This window comes from Brachybacterium sp. FME24, from assembly GCF_014897705.1.
Taxonomy (GTDB): domain Bacteria; phylum Actinomycetota; class Actinomycetes; order Actinomycetales; family Dermabacteraceae; genus Brachybacterium.
This window is the reverse complement of the sequence record NZ_JABUXV010000028.1, coordinates 31,056-46,767: the sequence shown is the minus strand read 5'-3', so window position 1 is coordinate 46,767 and position 15,712 is coordinate 31,056. Positions and strand designations below refer to the sequence as shown.

The following is a 15,712-nucleotide window of genomic DNA, read 5'->3' as shown; positions in this document are numbered from 1 at the left end:
TCTCCTCGAATCAGGCGGCTTCAGAAACCAGCTACACCCTCAGATGCGATGAGCCCGCAAGGCTCTTCAGAGTTGAGTGTGGGGTGAGGCGTCGAGACCGCCGGTGATGAGGAGCATGCGGAGTCGGTAGTGCTCGAAGTTGCGGAACCCTCTGGCGATGCGGCGGCCGAGTTCGATGATCCCGTTGACGGCCTCTGTCCCGCCGTTGCTCGCGCCGTCGGTGTCGAAGTAGGCCAGGAACGCGGTCTTCCAGCGGCGTAGCGTCTTCCCGAGCCGCGCGATCTCGGGGATCGGGCACGATGGCAGCTTCTCGATCAGCTGCTCGGCCAGTCGACGACCCCGGGCGGGTGTGGGCTGGTGGAACACGTCTCGGAGGTCCTGGACGCAGTGGTAGGCGACCTCGACCTCGATGTGAGCGGGATGGGCGTCGAAAGCGCTGGCCAGACGCACCTGTTGCCTGCTCGTCAAGCGTTCTCGGCCGGCGCGGAGAACATGGCGGATCCCGTAGAGAGGATCACCCTTGCGGCCGCGGTGGCCGAGGGTCTCCTGCTGGATCCGGCGGCGGACGTCGTCGATCGCAGCCCCGCCGAGCTTCACGATGTGGAACGCATCCAGTACACAGGTGGCATCCTCGAGGCGGTCATCGATCGCGTTCTTGTATCCCTGGAACGGATCCAGCGTCGCGATGTCGATACTTTGCCGGAACTCCTCGCCCCGCTCGTCGAGCCAGTTGCGATAAACCGTCCCGGATCGGCCCGGGACGAGATCGAGAAGCCTCGCGGTCGGGTGGGGGCCGCGCGTCAGATCGACCATCCCGGTGAGTTCCTTCGGACCACGCCGGCGAGGATCACGGTGATGCCAGACATGCTCGTCCACGCCCAGGACATGCACTCCTTCGAACCTGGACGGGTCCTCGGCGGCCAGGGTCAGGACGGGCTGGACCTGGGACCAGAGCGTGTTCCAGGTGGTGCCGAGCTGCCGGGCCAGGCCCTGGATCGTCGCTCCTTCACGGCGGAGCTGGCTGATCGCCCACCGAACCGCACGGATGCTCAACAGTCCCCGCGGTGCGCAGACCTCGGGATCCTGTTCGAGGAACGTCGCCACGGGACAGATGTCCTCGAGGCAGATCCAGCGGCGCTTCCGCCACCGGATCCGCACCGGCCTGCCGGCCCAGGGCGCATCGATCATCTCGACCATCACACGGCCGTGACCAGTCACGATGACTCCACAGCCAGGGCAGCCCGTGACCGGATCGCAGGACTCCACCTCGAGCATCAGGCCTGATGGAGCCTGCGAGACCGCGATCAGGTGAAGGCCGGGGAAGTCCAGGAGAAGATCGCATCTCCCACAGCGATCGAGCGCGTCAGGGCATACGCAACTATGGTTGTGCATCGTCGAGGTCCTTGGTGCGAGCAGAGGTAGAAGTCCGCTCATCATCCGGGACCTCGACGCCTACCACCAGCTACCCCGCACCACCGGCGCACCCACACTCAACTCTGAAGAGCCAGAGAAGCACATCCATGACAACGCCGTAGAGGGTCGGGACCGCGTAGGGGATGCGCCGGGCGACGAGGTCGTCGTAGATGCGGTCGTCGTAGTGGATCGCGCCCTTCCACGACGAGTCCCTGCCCAGCAGCTGCGGCAGCTTGCCGTAGTCGGTGATCGAGGGCCGGACCTTGTTCGCGATCGACATCATCCGCGTCGCCTCGGCGCCGTGCTGACGAAGCGACTCCATAGCCACGAGCAGGTTCTCCACCCCTGGCGTAGTGAGCTCGCAGATCCCGACCCCGTAGCCCCCGCGCGCCAGCAGCGGCGCAACGACCCGGTCGATCACGCCGGCCGTGTCCAGCCCCTCGGTGATCTGGGTGTCGACGATGACCAGGTCGAATCGGGCCCGTGCGATCTGGAGGACCTCGGTGTAGTGCTCGGCCGTGACCGTAGCGATCTCCGCAGAGATATCTTCGCTGCCCTTGACCGGGCGGGGCGCCTGGACAAACGAGAACGCGAGGTGATCGCCGCGGCCTTGCCGTGCCTGGTTCAGCTGGTCGGGGGAGAGGATCGCTGAGGCGAGGTCTCCGATCATGACGGCGTCGTAGATCGAGGGGAGATCGGTGGTCCGTACCCGCAGGTACAGGCCGAGATCGCCCTGGGCACGGTTCGCGTCGATCAGGCACACCGACTTGCCCCCGATCTCGGCGGCCGCCTGCGCAAATGCCAGCGCGAGGGTGGACTTGCCCTCCCCGCCCTTCCCGGAAAGGCAGCCGATCACCTCGGCGGGGGCGGTGCTGCGCCGGCTGCGTCTGGTGGCACTGGCCTTGGTGACGTCATCCAGTGCGGTATCGGCATCGACCTCGTCCTCGACGCCCGGCCCCTCGAGGCTGTCGGAGAGGTCGTCGAAGAGCTCCTCGTCCAGGGGATCGAGCTGCGGCTCCGGATCGGTGATCGGCGCTGAGTCGGTGACGGTGTCGAAGGTCGGCAGGGCGATCCGACGCCTGCCCGGAAACACCGGCACGCTCTCATCCAGTTCCGACTCGACCCGGGGACTGCGCGAGCCTTGCTGCGGGGTGGGGGAGTGGAACCCGTCGAACTCCTCCTCATCGTCCGCTTCCGAGCCGTCCGACAGCGCTGCCGCGGGCTCGGGATCGTCGGCGGAATCCTCGAGCCAGTCCGTCAGCGCCGACTGCGCTGCGGCGCGTTTGGTGATGGGCGCAGACTCTGCGAGGGGCGGCGCCGGGTGCGCGGCATCGTCGTCCTCATCGTTCAGCCAGTCCTCGACGGGCTCGACAGGCGCCCGATCAGACGAGCCGGGCTCGGTCGTGGTGGAGTCGTTGCCCTGCTGCCTGACTGCGGGCGTCTCGGGCAGAGGCTGGGGGATCGTGCCGTCGGCCTCGACGCGGATGCCCTGCAGCGCCGGGTCAAGATCGTGGAAGCCGAGTGCTCCGAGATACTCGCCCAGGCTCGACGCCACCGGGATCGAACTACGCGTCTCTCCAAGGATCGGCTCCGCCCCGCGCACGATCACCACGGGAGCTGTCTCGGGCAGGCGGGAGATCAGCGGCTCGAGCCCGATCTGCTGATGATCTTCGATCAGGACGGGCAGCGGCGAGGTGGCCGCCGCGTCACGGATCCGCCGGGACGTGTCGGGAAACCCGTCGCCGGAAACGACGTCGAACCGGAAGCTCGCCAGCGCGTCGCGCACATGGGGCAGTCCGATGACCGCGAGTGAGTTGCTCATACTGGTTATATGCCAAGGTGCCGCGAATCAAGTGCATCCGGCTTCGTTTGCCCAGGCAGACATGGAACGATGAACGAATGCAGTTCGAGCGGACGACAGGCGGAACCATGGAGATCACACGCGAGGAAGCAACCTCGCGCCGGCGCGCGTTCGCGCAGTGGGCCGCCGCCGCACACGACCCCCTCGTACCCATGGCAACCCGCGTCGACATCGACCGCCGCTTCCGCGAATGGACCCGCCGCACCCCTGTCTTCACCATCGCCTGGGCCACCGGCGTGACGGCCACGATCCTCGACACCTTGCCGCCCTCGGACCCCTGGCGGACCCCGCACCCGGGCTTCGGCACCTTCCGTGACGGGAGCGACGTGACCTTCGTGCCCGATGACGAGGACGAATGGGACCGCGATCGGCTCCTGCTCGACATCAACCTCATCGCCATCGCCGACCCGATGCCGCCCGGCGCTGCCCGTGTCATGGCTGCCTGCGCCGCCAGCAGCGAAGACGGACAGTTCGCCCTCACCGAGCTTCGCCAGAGCACCGAACAACGTCGAGACGCGATCACTGCAGACATCGCCCAGTCGATCGTCCTGTGGGCCCTGTGGCGCCGACGCAGCTACTGCGGCAGCGACGGCGAGTTCCCGCTGTCGATGATGTACGGCTGGCTCTCCCACGCGTCCGCCGTCGAGGACGGACGGCCTGTGCCGCACGAGATCATCGACCCCGACATCTTCACCGCAGCACTCACCGACGAGGACTACCGCGGCACCGCTGCCACCGAGGGTCAACACGACATCTGACCGCGTCAACGGAGCAGGGGGTCGTCGGCCCTGAAGTAGAACCGGACATCCCGTCTGTATGTCGTCGGCGGACGTGGATGACCTGCACTTTGTGCCTCGGCACGACGCTCCATCGCCGCCTCATCCGGGCGACAACGACGGGCTTCAGTTGGGGGTGGAAAGCGGTCCTTCGCAGCGAGGTGAAATGGCGCCGTCAAGGTCACACTCCCGAGGTAACTATCTCTGGGACGGAGAACAGCCGCTTCGGGCGAACCAGACGCAGGTTCGGGCCAGAACAGCGTTGCATGGGACATCGGCTCGGGAGAGAGACGCGCTACCTGCTTGGACTGGCAAGGGCGATCAGCCTACGGCGGAGGCGCCACCGAGGACTACGAACACCGGCGCCGCGAGGTTGTTGACGACATGGATCACGACGGCCGGCCATATCGAGCCGCAACGACGAGTGACCTCCGCCGCAACGAGTCCGACCACAAAGGCTGAGGGAAGAGCCATGTTGATTCCATGGAACACGGCGAACACCATGGTGCTCCCCAGGACTGCGACCACCGCACCGTAGCGGAGCAGCCCCCTCATCAGGACGCCACGGAAGAGGAACTCTTCGCCAATGGGCACCAGGAGCGAGACAGTCGCGACCATGACCACGAGGGGGAGCAGACCACTGCTGGACGAGTCATAGAACGCCGACTGGGCGTTCTCCTCGAAACCCGTAAGCGTCATGATCGCCATGTTTACGACACCCTTTACAAGGAATGCCGCGATTCCGATTCCGACGGCTGCGAGAAGCCAGCGCCGCGTCGTCGCACGGATGGCGAAATCGGTCAACGGGCGGCTCCGGACAAGCTTTGCCGCTGTGAATCCCGCGAAGGGGACGACCACAGACCAACACATGAGCAGCAAACCGCGATTTCGCATGTCAGCGTCCGGCAGTAGACCGGAGACCACAGGGGTGATCGACAGGAGCAAGAAGGCGACTGCAACACCGATGATGATCTCCGGCCAGCCGGGTCGGCGGAGATCCTCTCGAGGATCCACGGGGGTGTTCTCAGCGGACTTGATGACACTCATGAAAGTTCTCCTAAACTAATCGCTAAAGTACTGCGGGTCGTGGGCGCAAAGGCGCAACTTACGGCTCCAGTTGTGAATTCAGATCCGACGTCAGCCACGGGATTCTGGCTGCTGCAGCCGGTCATCGCGCTGGTCTGTCGCAAGCAGGTGCGTCCGGTAGACGACCTCAATCTGGGCCAGGTTGTACAGCTCCGTCATCGCCTGGTCCACGGTGCTGCGCAGAGTCTCATGTGAGCCCACTGCGGGACTCGGAGCGGGGTCGGTGAGCCAGGGGTGCTGGGCGTACAAAGCACGCAGGCCAGGAGCCATGCGCTCCGCGAGCCGGATCCGCGTCTCCACATCGGCGTCTTCCGTCAGCTCTGAGAACTGTCGGTCCACGTCTGTAAGTTCACGCGGGAGGATCTCCCGGAAGCCGCGCATGGCATCGTCCGTGAATACGCTGGAGTAGACGGTCACGAGAGATCGGTCGGCATCGGTGAGTCCGCCCGCGACGGCGCTGAAGCCCGCGGGCAGCGTTGCACCCTCGCCGTGCTCAAGAACGGCAGCGATGTCAGCGCGCGCTTCCTCCAGCTTCTGGATCGTTTGAGCGAGGTCATCGTGTATCGCCTCGAGCTCCGCGAGCGGGTCGGACCCCGCAACGGGCAGAGTTGCAATCTGTTCCAGGGACATCCCCAGCCCCGCCAGCCGGCGGATCTGCAGGAGGCGCACGAGGTGGCGCACCTGGTACTCCTTGTAGCCGTTCGCCCTTCGGGGAGGGTCCTCGAGTAGGCCGACCTCGTGATAGTGACGGACCGTCCGCAGCGTGGTGCCGGCGAGTTCGGCTAACTGCTGGGTGCTCCAACCCATGTCGGACTACCTCCTCGGACTAGCTTCGTGGGCGCGTGACCCCAAGTAGAAACTATGCCGTCACGGCATGGTCAAGAGGGTGGCTCGTCGCGGCTCGGAGGCAGTGGACCTCGCCGTCTGGCAGTTGCGTAGGGTGGCTCCGTCAGCTCCGGGTGGTCTCCAGGGCGCACCTCCCCGTGGCGCCATCGGCAGGAGCCCGCACCGTCAGGTCTCGTGGAGGTCGATATGTGGAGCACGAGGCAGCTCGCCGAGCTCGCTGGGGTGACCCGCAAAGCCATTCGCTACTACACCTCGCTCGGACTCCTCGAGGAACCAGATCGGGACCGGAACGACTACCGCCGCTATCAGGCCCGCCATCTGGTCCGGCTGCTGCGAATCCGGCGTCTGGTAGACCTCGGGGTTTCGTTATCGCACGTACAGAGGATGCTCGACGAGCCGGATCGCATGCCGACTGCGCTCGAAGATCTCGAGCTCGAACTCGCGGCGAAGCAACAGCAGATCACTCTGCTCCGTGAGGAAGTCCAGGCGCTCAGGCACCATGGCGCTCCTGCGGACGTCCCCGCCGGTTTCGGCTCCGTGGGCTCTGAGCTCTCCGATACCGACAGGGCCCTGCTCCTGATCTGCGCGAGAGTCTTCGACCTCGAGGCGATGCGAGATATTCGCGGAATCCTCGAAAGCCGTTCACCCGAGGACGTGGAATTCAGGGCACTCGATCCGCAGGCGGGCACGGCCACCATCGGCCGCCTGGCAAGAGCTCGGGCGGATCGGGTCCAGAAGCTCCAGGCGGAAATCCGGTGGTTGCGCGACCCTGCACCACGCCTCCTAAAGGGCGTCTCGACAGCGCGCATCGAAGCGATTGCGGTGGCGATCGCGCAGCTCCACAATCCCGCACAGCAGGCAGTGCTCGCACAGTCCTCCGCATTAGTCTCCGCCCGGGAGGCGAAGGCACCACGCGCTTGACGTGGCCCCTGGGGCCACCCTTCCGATGAGGACATGATCAACTTTCTGGCCTCACCCCGAGGCCCTGCCACAGCGACCACCCTTCTTGCCGCGATGGCTTGCGTGCTTCTCTTGTTCGGTTGCAGTCCCGTCGCTCCGCAGGAGGCAGACCACGGACTGGACGAGTTCCATCAGCAAACGTTGGAGTTCGGTACGTGCAGTGACGAGACAACCGGCGCCGCAGCACCCCTCACCACCGGTAACGCGGCAGAACGCGCTGAGTGCGCGCTTCTGCAGGTCCCTCTCGACTACGAGGATCCTGAAGGAGAGACCGCCCAGATCGCTCTGCTCCGAGTCCCTGCAACGGGCGAGGAGCGAACGGGATCCGTAGTGACGAACCCCGGGGGACCAGGCTTCAGCGGGACCTCCTTCGCCGTGACGCTCGCCGACCTGTGGGCGGACGGTCCGATCACCTTGAACTTCGACATCGTCGGATTCGATCCCCGTGGCGTGGGAAGTTCGGTTCCGTCGATCGACTGCTATGACGATGAGCAGCGCGAAGCAGATGCCCCCTTGCTCTCCCTCACGTCAGGAAGCGAGGAATGGGACAGTAGTCGTGCCGCCGATTTCGTGGCCGGCTGCGCCGAGAGGACAGGCGGCGCCGAGGCCCTCTCACACCTGTCGACCCGTGACGTCGCGCGTGACATGGACGTGCTGCGCGAAGTCCTGGGCGACGATCAGTTGACGTTCGCAGGAGCGAGCTACGGAACGCGGATCGGCGCCGTGTACGCGGACATGTATCCAGAGCGTGTACGGGCCATGGTGCTCGACGGCGGGATCGACCCCACCGCGGACAAACGCGAGCGACGACTCCAGCAGTTCAGCGGATTCCAGCGTGCGTTCGAGGAGATGGCAACGTTCTGCTCCACACAGGCGGACTGCCCGCTCGGGGACGAGCCGAACAAGGCTGTCGACCGCTTCCAGCAGATCGTCCGAGCCCTCGACGAGAACCCCGCCCCGACGACAGATGGGAGGGAGCTGAACACGATCAAGGCCATCGATGGGGCCATGTTCAGCCTGTATGGAGAGGAGGTCTGGCCGCTCGTGCTCGAAGGCCTCGCCGCCGCTGAGGCCGGATCCGGCGACGAGCTGATGTTTCTGCGGGACGCGTATCAGCAGCGCCAGGCCGGCACGTACTCGAACGCCCTCGAGGCCAACGCTGCCATCGACTGCATGGACGAAGAGCGCAGCACCCCCGAGGAAGAGACCTCTCTGAAGCGTGAGGTGTACGAGATCGCCCCGTTCCTGGACCCAGGCCATGAGGTGGCGACGATCGACGTCTGCACCGCCTGGCCCGCGGACCCGGAACCCGCAGTCATCGAAAGCGGCGCGATCGAGGGACTCGCCGACACACTGGTGATCTCCGTGTTGGGCGACCCGACGACCCCGCACGAAGGCGCGGTCCAATTGTCGGAGACACTCGGAGGATCACTCCTCACCGTCGAAGGCAACCAGCACGGCACTTTGCTCGAAACCAACGAATGCATCGTCAACGCGGTTGAGAACCAGCTCGTGCATCGCGGTGTCCCCGACCCGGGCACAACCTGCTCCCTCGCCCCAGGAACCTGACCGCACGAACCTTCGGAATCGGTCCTCTGCGCGCCCCGGTGAAGGCTACGGTCGGGCCGTCAGGCAGGCGATCGGTTCACGACTGTCTCGTCATCGATCGCCTCAAGTCTTCCCGGTGCCGGCACCGGCTGTAGGTGCGCTCGATTCAGCTCTCCGGAGGTCGCTGGTGATCGGAGCCAAGCGGCCACCAGAGGGCCAAACAACACCAGTGGTTAGTCCGGACCGATACCGAAACTCCCTAAGAGGTCATGGTGGGGAACGTGGGATATGTGGGCAAAGCCGGCCTGACCTGCACGTTATGCGTTGGCACCTCGGTGGCACCGCTGTCCCCGGCCAGAGCTCGAAAGCAGACCGTAGAGTTCAGCATTGTCGAGGTCCTTGGTGCGAGCAGAGGTAAGAGTCCGCTCATCATCGGGGACCTCGACGCCTACCTCCAGCTACCCCGCACCGCCGGCGCGCCCACACTCAGCTCTGAAGAGCCTCTTTTTCCCGCATCCGCTGTCTACAGGAGCTTCTTCCCTCCCTTCCCGCGGCCCTTCCGCTTGAGCTGCGTCGCGCGGCGTTGAGCGCCCTGGGCCTTGCGGACGCCATCACGTGCCGAGCCGGTGCCGCTACTGCGGCGGGTCGGAGCGTGCTTCGGCTGCTGAGTGGGCGCCGGCTTCGCGGCCGGTGCGGCGGGCTTGGCCGTAGCCCGCTTCGGCGGAGCAGCCGGCTTGGACGCCTGCTGCTTCGGGGCCGGAGCGCTCATCCGAGGCTGGCTGCCTCCGCGGGTGCTCCCGGAGGGGTTCTTACCATCGGAGGGAAGCCGACCGCCGCCGCTGCCCGTGCTGCCCGACGAGGACGGAGCCCTCGGCCCGGAGGACGGCTTCGACGGGGCCGTCGACGGCGTCATCCCGCCGCTCGAAGAAGCCTTCGACGAGGAAGGCGTTCCCGAAAGAGCCTTGCCACCGGTAGTCGAAGGACCCTTGCCACCGGTCGACGGAGTCTTACCTCCCCCGGTCGGAGCCTTGCCACCAGTCGGGGCCGTGCCTCCTCCTGCGCCGCCGGCCGCACCAGCAACACCAGAGACGGTCTTGCCGGCACTGGAGACCTGCTGGCCCTGCTTGATCTGCTGCTGACGCTGCTTGTCCGCCTGGGTGTTCTGCGAGTCGAGGCTGGACTTGCCGGCATCCGCAGACGCCTGACGGGCACGAGCATCGGCCGAAGCAGACTGGCCGCCATGGTCGAGAGCATCGCCCGCAGACTTAGCAGCTCCCGCCTCATCACCAGCCACAGCACGACCGGCTGCCAGAGCACCATGACCAGCGGCCTGAGCACCCTCAGTGCCAGCCGAGAGCTTCGCCTGGTCAGCCTCCTTATACCTCTCCTGCGAGTCCTGCATCGAGCCGGACGCCGCGTCCATCGCCTCGCCGTCACCCACGGCGGGCTGGTCGATGTTGCCACCCTCAGTTCCGCCATCAGCAGCAGGCTGTCCGATGCTGCTGCCGTCAGCACCGGACTCGGCACCATCGACTGCGTCACCCGTCGGATTCGACAGACCGCTGCTCTCGACCTGCTTGCCGAGCTCAGTCTCACTGGCTGGGTCCGAGCCGTCTGCGCCCGCAGAACCGTCTGCGCCGCCCATGGGCGATCCGGAGCCCTGCGAGCCCTCTGCCGCCTGCGCGTCAGCACCCTCGGCAGCTCCACCTTCGGTGTCACTGCCTGCCAGAGCCATGGTGCCATCGGAGTCGAGTGCGCCGTCCGTGTCGACGTTGCCTCCGAGGAACCCGCCGCCCTCGGGGCCGGAACCGTCGGGGGCGATGGCACCGGGGCCATTGGCCCCTCCGGCGTTCGACGACGGGGACTTCTTCCCGCTGCCACCGCCGCCGCTCATCATGCGGTTGCCGATAGCAGCACCTGCCCCTGCCGCCGCACCGCCAGCGAGGGCAGGCATCATCCCGCCACCGCCTCCGGGTGCACCGACCGAAGAGTCCACGAACTTCTCAACGATCTTGGTCGTCGCCTCCTCGATGGCCTTCACGATCGACTTGCGGGCACGCAGGGCCATGACCGTGAACATGATCGTCAGTACGATCGCGGCCAGCGTGATGATGATGGCGATCAGGCCACTGGAGCCCAGGTACATCATCAGGGCATTGCCCGTGTCGCCGTTGTTGAGCACACCCGCGAAAGGCTTCTCGAAGATGCTCGGAAGAGCGATGAGGAACTCCTGGACGAACTTGTACAGGAAGATCGTGATGATGACCTCCATGATGAGCGCGATGGAGTACACGATGACCTTGGCGATACCGGCGATGGCTCCCAGCGTGGCGAAGGGGATCGCCGTCACAAGCTGGAGACCACGACGGAGGTTGCCCATGATCATCGAGAACGCGTATCCGAAGCCGATGAGCACGAACGAGCCCAGCAGCACCACGGCGTTGAACCAGTAGATGAAGCTCATCGTTCCGGTGCCCACCATGCTGACCGAGTTGTGGACCGACCGCGTCGCCTCGGAGCTCGAACGGCCCGAGGAGTACGTGTGAAGTGACGTCGATCCAAAGTCCGTGTTGAGGTAGTTGTACATCGCCAACGGAGCCAGGTTGCACGACCTCGGCGCACCACCAGGAGTAGAGAGCTGACGTCCGCACTCACCGACATCGCCTGCCGTGTAGAAGGCGAAGTTGCTGTCGGTCCGACCCGACTCCTGGTTGAGCGTCAGCCCCGTACCGTCGGCCGTGACCAGCAGCGGGTTGACGTTCGGAGCAACAGTCTTGTCCGTCTTCGCCAAGTCCTCGGGGTCCTTCATGTAGCCCTCGAACCAGTCAGGAGCCTTCTCACGGGCCTCAGGCGAGAGCGTGGACTTCGACTCGGTCTCGAACGAAGAGGCCGAGACCTGCTCGTTGCCCATGTAGCGCCACAGCATCGACATGATGGAGCCGTACTTGACCTCGGTCCAGTCAGTCTCGCCGCCGCGGATGGCTTCGTTCCAGGAATCCTCGATGTCAGTGCCCACAGCCTCGACGCCCGGCAGATCGAAGACCTGAGCGTTGATGAGCAGCGCGGTATCGCGGACATTGGCCTGCGAAGCACCAGAAGGCTGGTTGCTGAGGTTATTCCACTCGATCGTCGCGCCATCAGGGATGCGCAGGCGCTGATCGAGCGCCCAGCCCTCGAAGTCGACGTAGGTCGAGAGAACCACCTTCGTCGAGCCGGCGTTGCCGTCGTCGGTCGCGGTGTTCATTGCGCCGAGCATGCCCGTGTACATCGAGCCGAGCAGCGGCAGGCCGAGCCCGATGAAGAACAGGCGGATGAAGAGCTTCTTCAGGCCCGAGCCCTTGTCCATCTTCTTGAAGAGCAGGATGCCCATGACGAAGCTCGACATGAAGATCGGCACCAGCACCGTCCAGGACAGCGAGTTCAGCACCTGGTACCAGCCGCCGACCCACTCCGCGAGGGAACCGAGGAATCCGGGAGGCCCCTGGCCGCCCGTCATACCATTCGCAAACTCGGGGCTCACCGCGTTGACACCGACGTAGAAGAGCTTGAACGGGTTGAGCCAGTCCATCACCGTGAGGATGATCGAGAACAGCCCATCGACAGCCGCAGTGAGGATGTAGAGCAGCATGATCACGCCGCCGAGCATGGTGTTGAAGAAGCCCAGCGACAGACCGGTGCTGGTCGAGTCCAGGCCCATTCCGTTGAGCGTGGCTCCGAAGTAGGAGTAGTGCTGTGCACCGCTGAGCCCACCGATGCCCGTGCCTTCGTCGAAGGTCATGAGCGTGCCGTAGCCGATCGCGTCCGAGGACTGCGCCGTCTTCGAGTTCAGCCAGCCGGCAATGGGATTGAAGTCGCTGTCGACGTAACCGACCATCGATCCACCGCTGGAAGCGTTGGTGAAGACCGTCGGCCAGCCCGTATCGGTGAGATCGAGCTTCGACTTCGGCTTGGTCGCCTCAGAGAACAGTGCCGTCACCGAGGAGCTGAGCCGGTAGAAGTTCATCGCAGCAACAGCGTCATCCTCATCCTCTTCCTGAGCGAAGGCACCCGAGGCGGAGCCGAGCACCAGGGTGATCGGGATGATCAGCATGAGCGCCAGCGCGAGTATGCGCCGGGGCGTCCAGTTCCTCCAGGCACGGATACCCGGCATGTGCGCCTGCGTCCCGGCGCTCATCGGGCCAACCCCGAGTCGGTGGAGTGCAGCCCGGCACGGAGCCACGCCTCCACTGCGGGACGCGGATAGAGGATCGTCCGTCCCCGCTTGATGTGATCGGGCATCTCGCCCCGGCGACGGCGCTTCCCGATCCAATCGCGGGTCCAGCCGAGGCGCTCTGCGAGGTCCGCTTCGGCGATGAGGCCCTCGTCTAGCAGTCCGGGAGGCTGCGGGGCCGCTGCCGATGAATTGTCGTCCATCATGGTGGTCCTGTCGTCACTTGACTCTTGCGGGCCGCCGGACAGCGGTCCGCACGCCCCAGCAGTGACGCTTCCACGGGTCAGGACGACAGCTGGTTCTCAGATCCGGACCTCCGTCAATTCTACCGCAATTCCGCGTGATTCCGCGGGTTCTCGGGGGCTTCGGGCTGCCCTTCTGCGCCGCAGATAGCAGCTCTCCTGGTATTCCAGGAGAACGTGGTTGGGAACTGAAGCTCGCGGTGGTGATTGAAAAGGCTTATGCCGCCGGAGGCGGCTCGGGATCTCTTCTGAGAAGGCGAGTGGGTGCCGTGTAAGTGCGCCACTTGACCATGGCTGCCTGCGGTGTCCGCCGTCCTCTCAACCCCACGACAAAGGAGAGACGTCATGACCACCACGACCGAGCCCGCGATGAAGGTCTGGATTGGGTGTTTGGCCTGCTATAACAACGGACAACTCGTTGGCGAGTGGTTCCACGCCATCGACGCCGACGAGGTCACCCTGGCCGACGTGCATCGGGGATCCGGCGGCAGTCGCGCCGGGTGTGAAGAGCTGTGGTGCCTCGACGTCGACGACATGCCGGTCCACCGAGAGATGAGCCCGACCGAGGCCGCTGAGTGGGGTCGCATCGTCGAGGACGTCGACGAGCACCTGCGCCCGGCCCTACTCGCCTGGGTCCGCAGCGGCAACTACGTCGCCGTGGGCACGGGAGACCTGCCGTCCGTCTCCGACTTCGAAGAACGCTACGCCGGTGCCTGGGATGACTTCAACGAGTACGCACACCAGCTCGCCGAAGACATCGGCCTACTGGCCGACGTGCCCGAGGAAGTTGCCCGTTACTTCGACTGGAAGTCGTGGACTCGGGATCTGGCCTTCGACTTCACCGTCGAGGACGCGCCTGGATCCGGCGTCTTCGTGTTCCGGAACCTGTGATGACGGATATCGATCTGCAGCTCTGCTTCTGCTTCGATTGCTCGCCACCTCAGTTCAGCGACCGCGCTTACGTTGCCATACCCGGCCGAGGTCTCTGGCGCGTCCACACCTGTCCCATCCACGGACCCGTGTCGGTGGCAGAAGTCGGCGACAAGCCGGTCAGCACCCACGAGGAGGAGTAAGGATGTCCGCAGAAAACAACGCCCTCGACCTGGGCCACTATTGCGGACGCGCTCAGCATCAGTCCCGCAGCCGCCCGCTGCTATTATGCGCGTTGAGCCGTGTTCGGGTCGTCGACGCCGACCGTGAGCAACGCGAGGTTGTCCACCTGTAGGGCCTCGGCAAGAGTGTCGATCGAGTCGAGCGTTAAGTTGCGTTCACCTCGCTCGATGCCTGCCAGATAGCGCGGTGTCACATCGAGGTACTCGGCAAGTTTCTCCTGAGTGAGCCCTCTCGACACACGCAGGGCGCGGAGGTTCCGACCCAGGCGGTGTTTGAGGGATTCCTTCACCCTCCAAGCCTCAAAGACGGAAGCGAAGAGTACCAGGTACTCATCACTTCCACTAGGATCAGTAGCGAGACCAGGACAACCAGAGAGGAACGCGCGTACCCGCGCAAGCGAATGATGAAGAGAACACTGCACAGACCAGCGGCAACGCTCGCCGTGGCGATCCTCGGCGTCACCCTTGCTGGATGCGCGTCCGGCCCGGCAGAGACGGCGACCGACGGGACCGACGGCGACTCCGCTGCCAACGTCTACGAATTCCAGGCGAACGGCATTGAGCCTTCTGAAGAGATCACCATTCGCGTTCCCGACGACCTCCGCGAGGCGATGGGAGCGGACGCCGACGGCATGGTCGTCGACCAGATCGCTGTGACCGGTCACGACCTCGGCAACGCGAAAGTCTGTGCTGCTGACTTGGCGATCACGTACATGGACGGCCAGCCCGATGCGCTCGTGTCGGCAGGATCGGACGCGGGACAGCGGTCGCAGGCGGAGGAGGCCCTTCTGGAGCGCTCGGAGGCATCCTCGATCGACGAGATTGTTACCGAGGTCGATGAAATCATCGCCGACGGCGAGGAGCGCGGCCTGACAGCCCAGCAAATCGCAGAAAACATCCAGATGTTCGCCGGGATTCAGGGAACTTTTTACACGGACGGCGCGACTGGCCAAGAGGTCGTCGATGGCTACCTCAGCGGTGGCAGCGAAGGCGAGACCACGAACGCCGGGATCATCACCAAGGCGCTGGGACTTACCGCCAGTAAAGAACCCAACGCGCTCTCCGACTTCGACGAGTCCGCACCCGAGGCGGGCACCTACATCGCCGATGACTTCTCGGCCGTCACCGTCGTAGGCGACTGCGCTGCATCCGCGTCCGACCCGGACAACGCAATCGAGATCGAGCTTCCCTCCGTTGATGCCGACGGGAAGAGCGACACCACTGCGACGGTGCAGCTATCGGTCATGACGGACGGCACCATCGGTGTTGCAGGTGAAGTCGACGGGTTCATGCGCGATGCCAACGACAGTTGGATCGCAAGCTGAGCTGAATAGAGAAGCCCCGCTGGGAGAGCATTTGCTCCCCGGCGGGGCTTCTTTTTTCCGGCTCTTCTGATCTAGGGAGATCGGGAACCGAGATCGGGCAGCTGCCGATACTCACCGGTGTGGGAGCTGAGATGGTCGTGGGGCTCAGGGGCGGGGCAGCGCTTGTCCGCAACAGAAAATGACAGCCGCCGATGCCAGCCGACGACGGAGCGGCAAGAAAGTCAATTTGTAGCGGAGCTCGCGTGTGTGTAGCGGGACTGCGCTACACCATGTTTGTCCAGTTCAACCGGTGTTTTCAGCCCTGTTCGTAGCGCATGTAGCGGTGTAGCGCAC

At 65.0% G+C, this 15,712-nt stretch carries 12 protein-coding genes; 5 read left to right on the top strand and 7 right to left on the bottom strand.

Translation table 11 applies throughout. The annotated features are described in order from the left end of the window. Nucleotides 1-66 precede the first annotated feature (66 nt). Together INT51_RS20920 and INT51_RS20915 are read right to left on the bottom strand one after the other, a co-directional pair. Complete coding sequence (locus tag INT51_RS20920) at nt 67-1,392, bottom strand: ISL3 family transposase (RefSeq protein WP_193107351.1); 1,326 nt, start codon at nt 1,390-1,392, stop codon at nt 67-69. A gap of 70 nt (nt 1,393-1,462) precedes the next feature. Next, entirely contained in the window at nt 1,463-3,235 is a 1,773-nt protein-coding gene (locus INT51_RS20915) for a hypothetical protein (protein ID WP_193107350.1), read from the bottom strand. Nucleotides 3,236-3,342: 107 nt separating this feature from the next. On the opposite strand from INT51_RS20915, the gene INT51_RS20910 reads away from it, so the two are divergent. After that, nucleotides 3,343-4,032, top strand: a complete 690-nt coding sequence (locus INT51_RS20910; protein ID WP_193107349.1) for a hypothetical protein — start codon at nt 3,343-3,345, stop codon at nt 4,030-4,032. Nucleotides 4,033-4,371: 339 nt separating this feature from the next. Here INT51_RS20910 and INT51_RS20905 read toward each other — a convergent pair whose 3' ends face one another. Together INT51_RS20905 and INT51_RS20900 are read right to left on the bottom strand one after the other, a co-directional pair. Beyond that, nucleotides 4,372-5,097 carry a CPBP family intramembrane glutamic endopeptidase gene (locus INT51_RS20905; RefSeq protein WP_193107348.1) on the bottom strand — a complete coding sequence of 242 codons (726 nt, stop codon included), beginning with the start codon at nt 5,095-5,097 and terminating at the stop codon, nt 4,372-4,374. A gap of 90 nt (nt 5,098-5,187) precedes the next feature. Next, nucleotides 5,188-5,943, bottom strand: coding sequence for a MerR family transcriptional regulator (locus INT51_RS20900; RefSeq protein ID WP_193107347.1), 756 nt, complete (start codon nt 5,941-5,943; stop codon nt 5,188-5,190). Between the two features lie 213 nt (nt 5,944-6,156). On the opposite strand from INT51_RS20900, the gene INT51_RS20895 reads away from it, so the two are divergent. After that, nucleotides 6,157-6,903, top strand: coding sequence for a MerR family transcriptional regulator (locus INT51_RS20895; protein ID WP_193107346.1), 747 nt, complete (start codon nt 6,157-6,159; stop codon nt 6,901-6,903). 369 nt (nt 6,904-7,272) lie between these two features. Continuing rightward, the gene (locus tag INT51_RS20890; protein WP_193107345.1) at nt 7,273-8,511 is read left to right on the top strand and encodes an alpha/beta fold hydrolase; all 1,239 of its coding nucleotides are present in this window, start codon (nt 7,273-7,275) and stop codon (nt 8,509-8,511) included. Nucleotides 8,512-9,013: 502 nt separating this feature from the next. On the opposite strand, the gene INT51_RS20885 is transcribed toward INT51_RS20890, so the two are convergent. Both INT51_RS20885 and INT51_RS20880 read right to left on the bottom strand, forming a co-directional pair. Then, nucleotides 9,014-12,664, bottom strand: a complete 3,651-nt coding sequence (locus tag INT51_RS20885) for a hypothetical protein (RefSeq protein WP_193107344.1) — start codon at nt 12,662-12,664, stop codon at nt 9,014-9,016. Further along, on the bottom strand, nt 12,661-12,903 hold the full coding sequence (locus INT51_RS20880) for an AlpA family transcriptional regulator (protein WP_193107343.1): 243 nt from the start codon (nt 12,901-12,903) through the stop codon (nt 12,661-12,663). Before INT51_RS20880 ends, INT51_RS20885 begins: the two co-directional genes overlap by 4 nt. A 384-nt stretch (nt 12,904-13,287) precedes the next feature. Here INT51_RS20880 and INT51_RS20875 point away from each other — a divergent pair, with 384 nt between their 5' ends. After that, nucleotides 13,288-13,833 (top strand): antirestriction protein ArdA, encoded by a 546-nt coding sequence (locus INT51_RS20875; RefSeq protein ID WP_193107342.1) that lies wholly within the window; start codon nt 13,288-13,290, stop codon nt 13,831-13,833. A gap of 265 nt (nt 13,834-14,098) precedes the next feature. On the opposite strand, the gene INT51_RS20870 is transcribed toward INT51_RS20875, so the two are convergent. Further along, on the bottom strand, nt 14,099-14,344 hold the full coding sequence (locus INT51_RS20870; protein WP_193107341.1) for a helix-turn-helix domain-containing protein: 246 nt from the start codon (nt 14,342-14,344) through the stop codon (nt 14,099-14,101). A 153-nt stretch (nt 14,345-14,497) separates the two neighbouring features. Between INT51_RS20870 and INT51_RS20865 the strand changes: the two genes are divergently transcribed. After that, a complete protein-coding gene (locus tag INT51_RS20865; RefSeq protein WP_193107340.1) occupies nt 14,498-15,379 on the top strand; it encodes a hypothetical protein in 882 nt (293 codons plus the stop codon). Nucleotides 15,380-15,712: the final 333 nt, after the last annotated feature.

Bases quoted from the DNA above. Each gene is read 5' to 3' on its own strand.
- INT51_RS20920 (WP_193107351.1), bottom strand. From the start codon at position 1,392: ATGCACAACCATAGTTGCGTATGCCCTGACGCGCTCGATCGCTGTGGG.
- INT51_RS20915 (WP_193107350.1), bottom strand. From the start codon at position 3,235: ATGAGCAACTCACTCGCGGTCATCGGACTGCCCCATGTGCGCGACGCG.
- INT51_RS20910 (WP_193107349.1), top strand. From the start codon at position 3,343: ATGGAGATCACACGCGAGGAAGCAACCTCGCGCCGGCGCGCGTTCGCG.
- INT51_RS20905 (WP_193107348.1), bottom strand. From the start codon at position 5,097: ATGAGTGTCATCAAGTCCGCTGAGAACACCCCCGTGGATCCTCGAGAG.
- INT51_RS20900 (WP_193107347.1), bottom strand. From the start codon at position 5,943: ATGGGTTGGAGCACCCAGCAGTTAGCCGAACTCGCCGGCACCACGCTG.
- INT51_RS20885 (WP_193107344.1), bottom strand. From the start codon at position 12,664: ATGAGCGCCGGGACGCAGGCGCACATGCCGGGTATCCGTGCCTGGAGG.
- INT51_RS20880 (WP_193107343.1), bottom strand. From the start codon at position 12,903: ATGGACGACAATTCATCGGCAGCGGCCCCGCAGCCTCCCGGACTGCTA.
- INT51_RS20875 (WP_193107342.1), top strand. From the start codon at position 13,288: ATGACCACCACGACCGAGCCCGCGATGAAGGTCTGGATTGGGTGTTTG.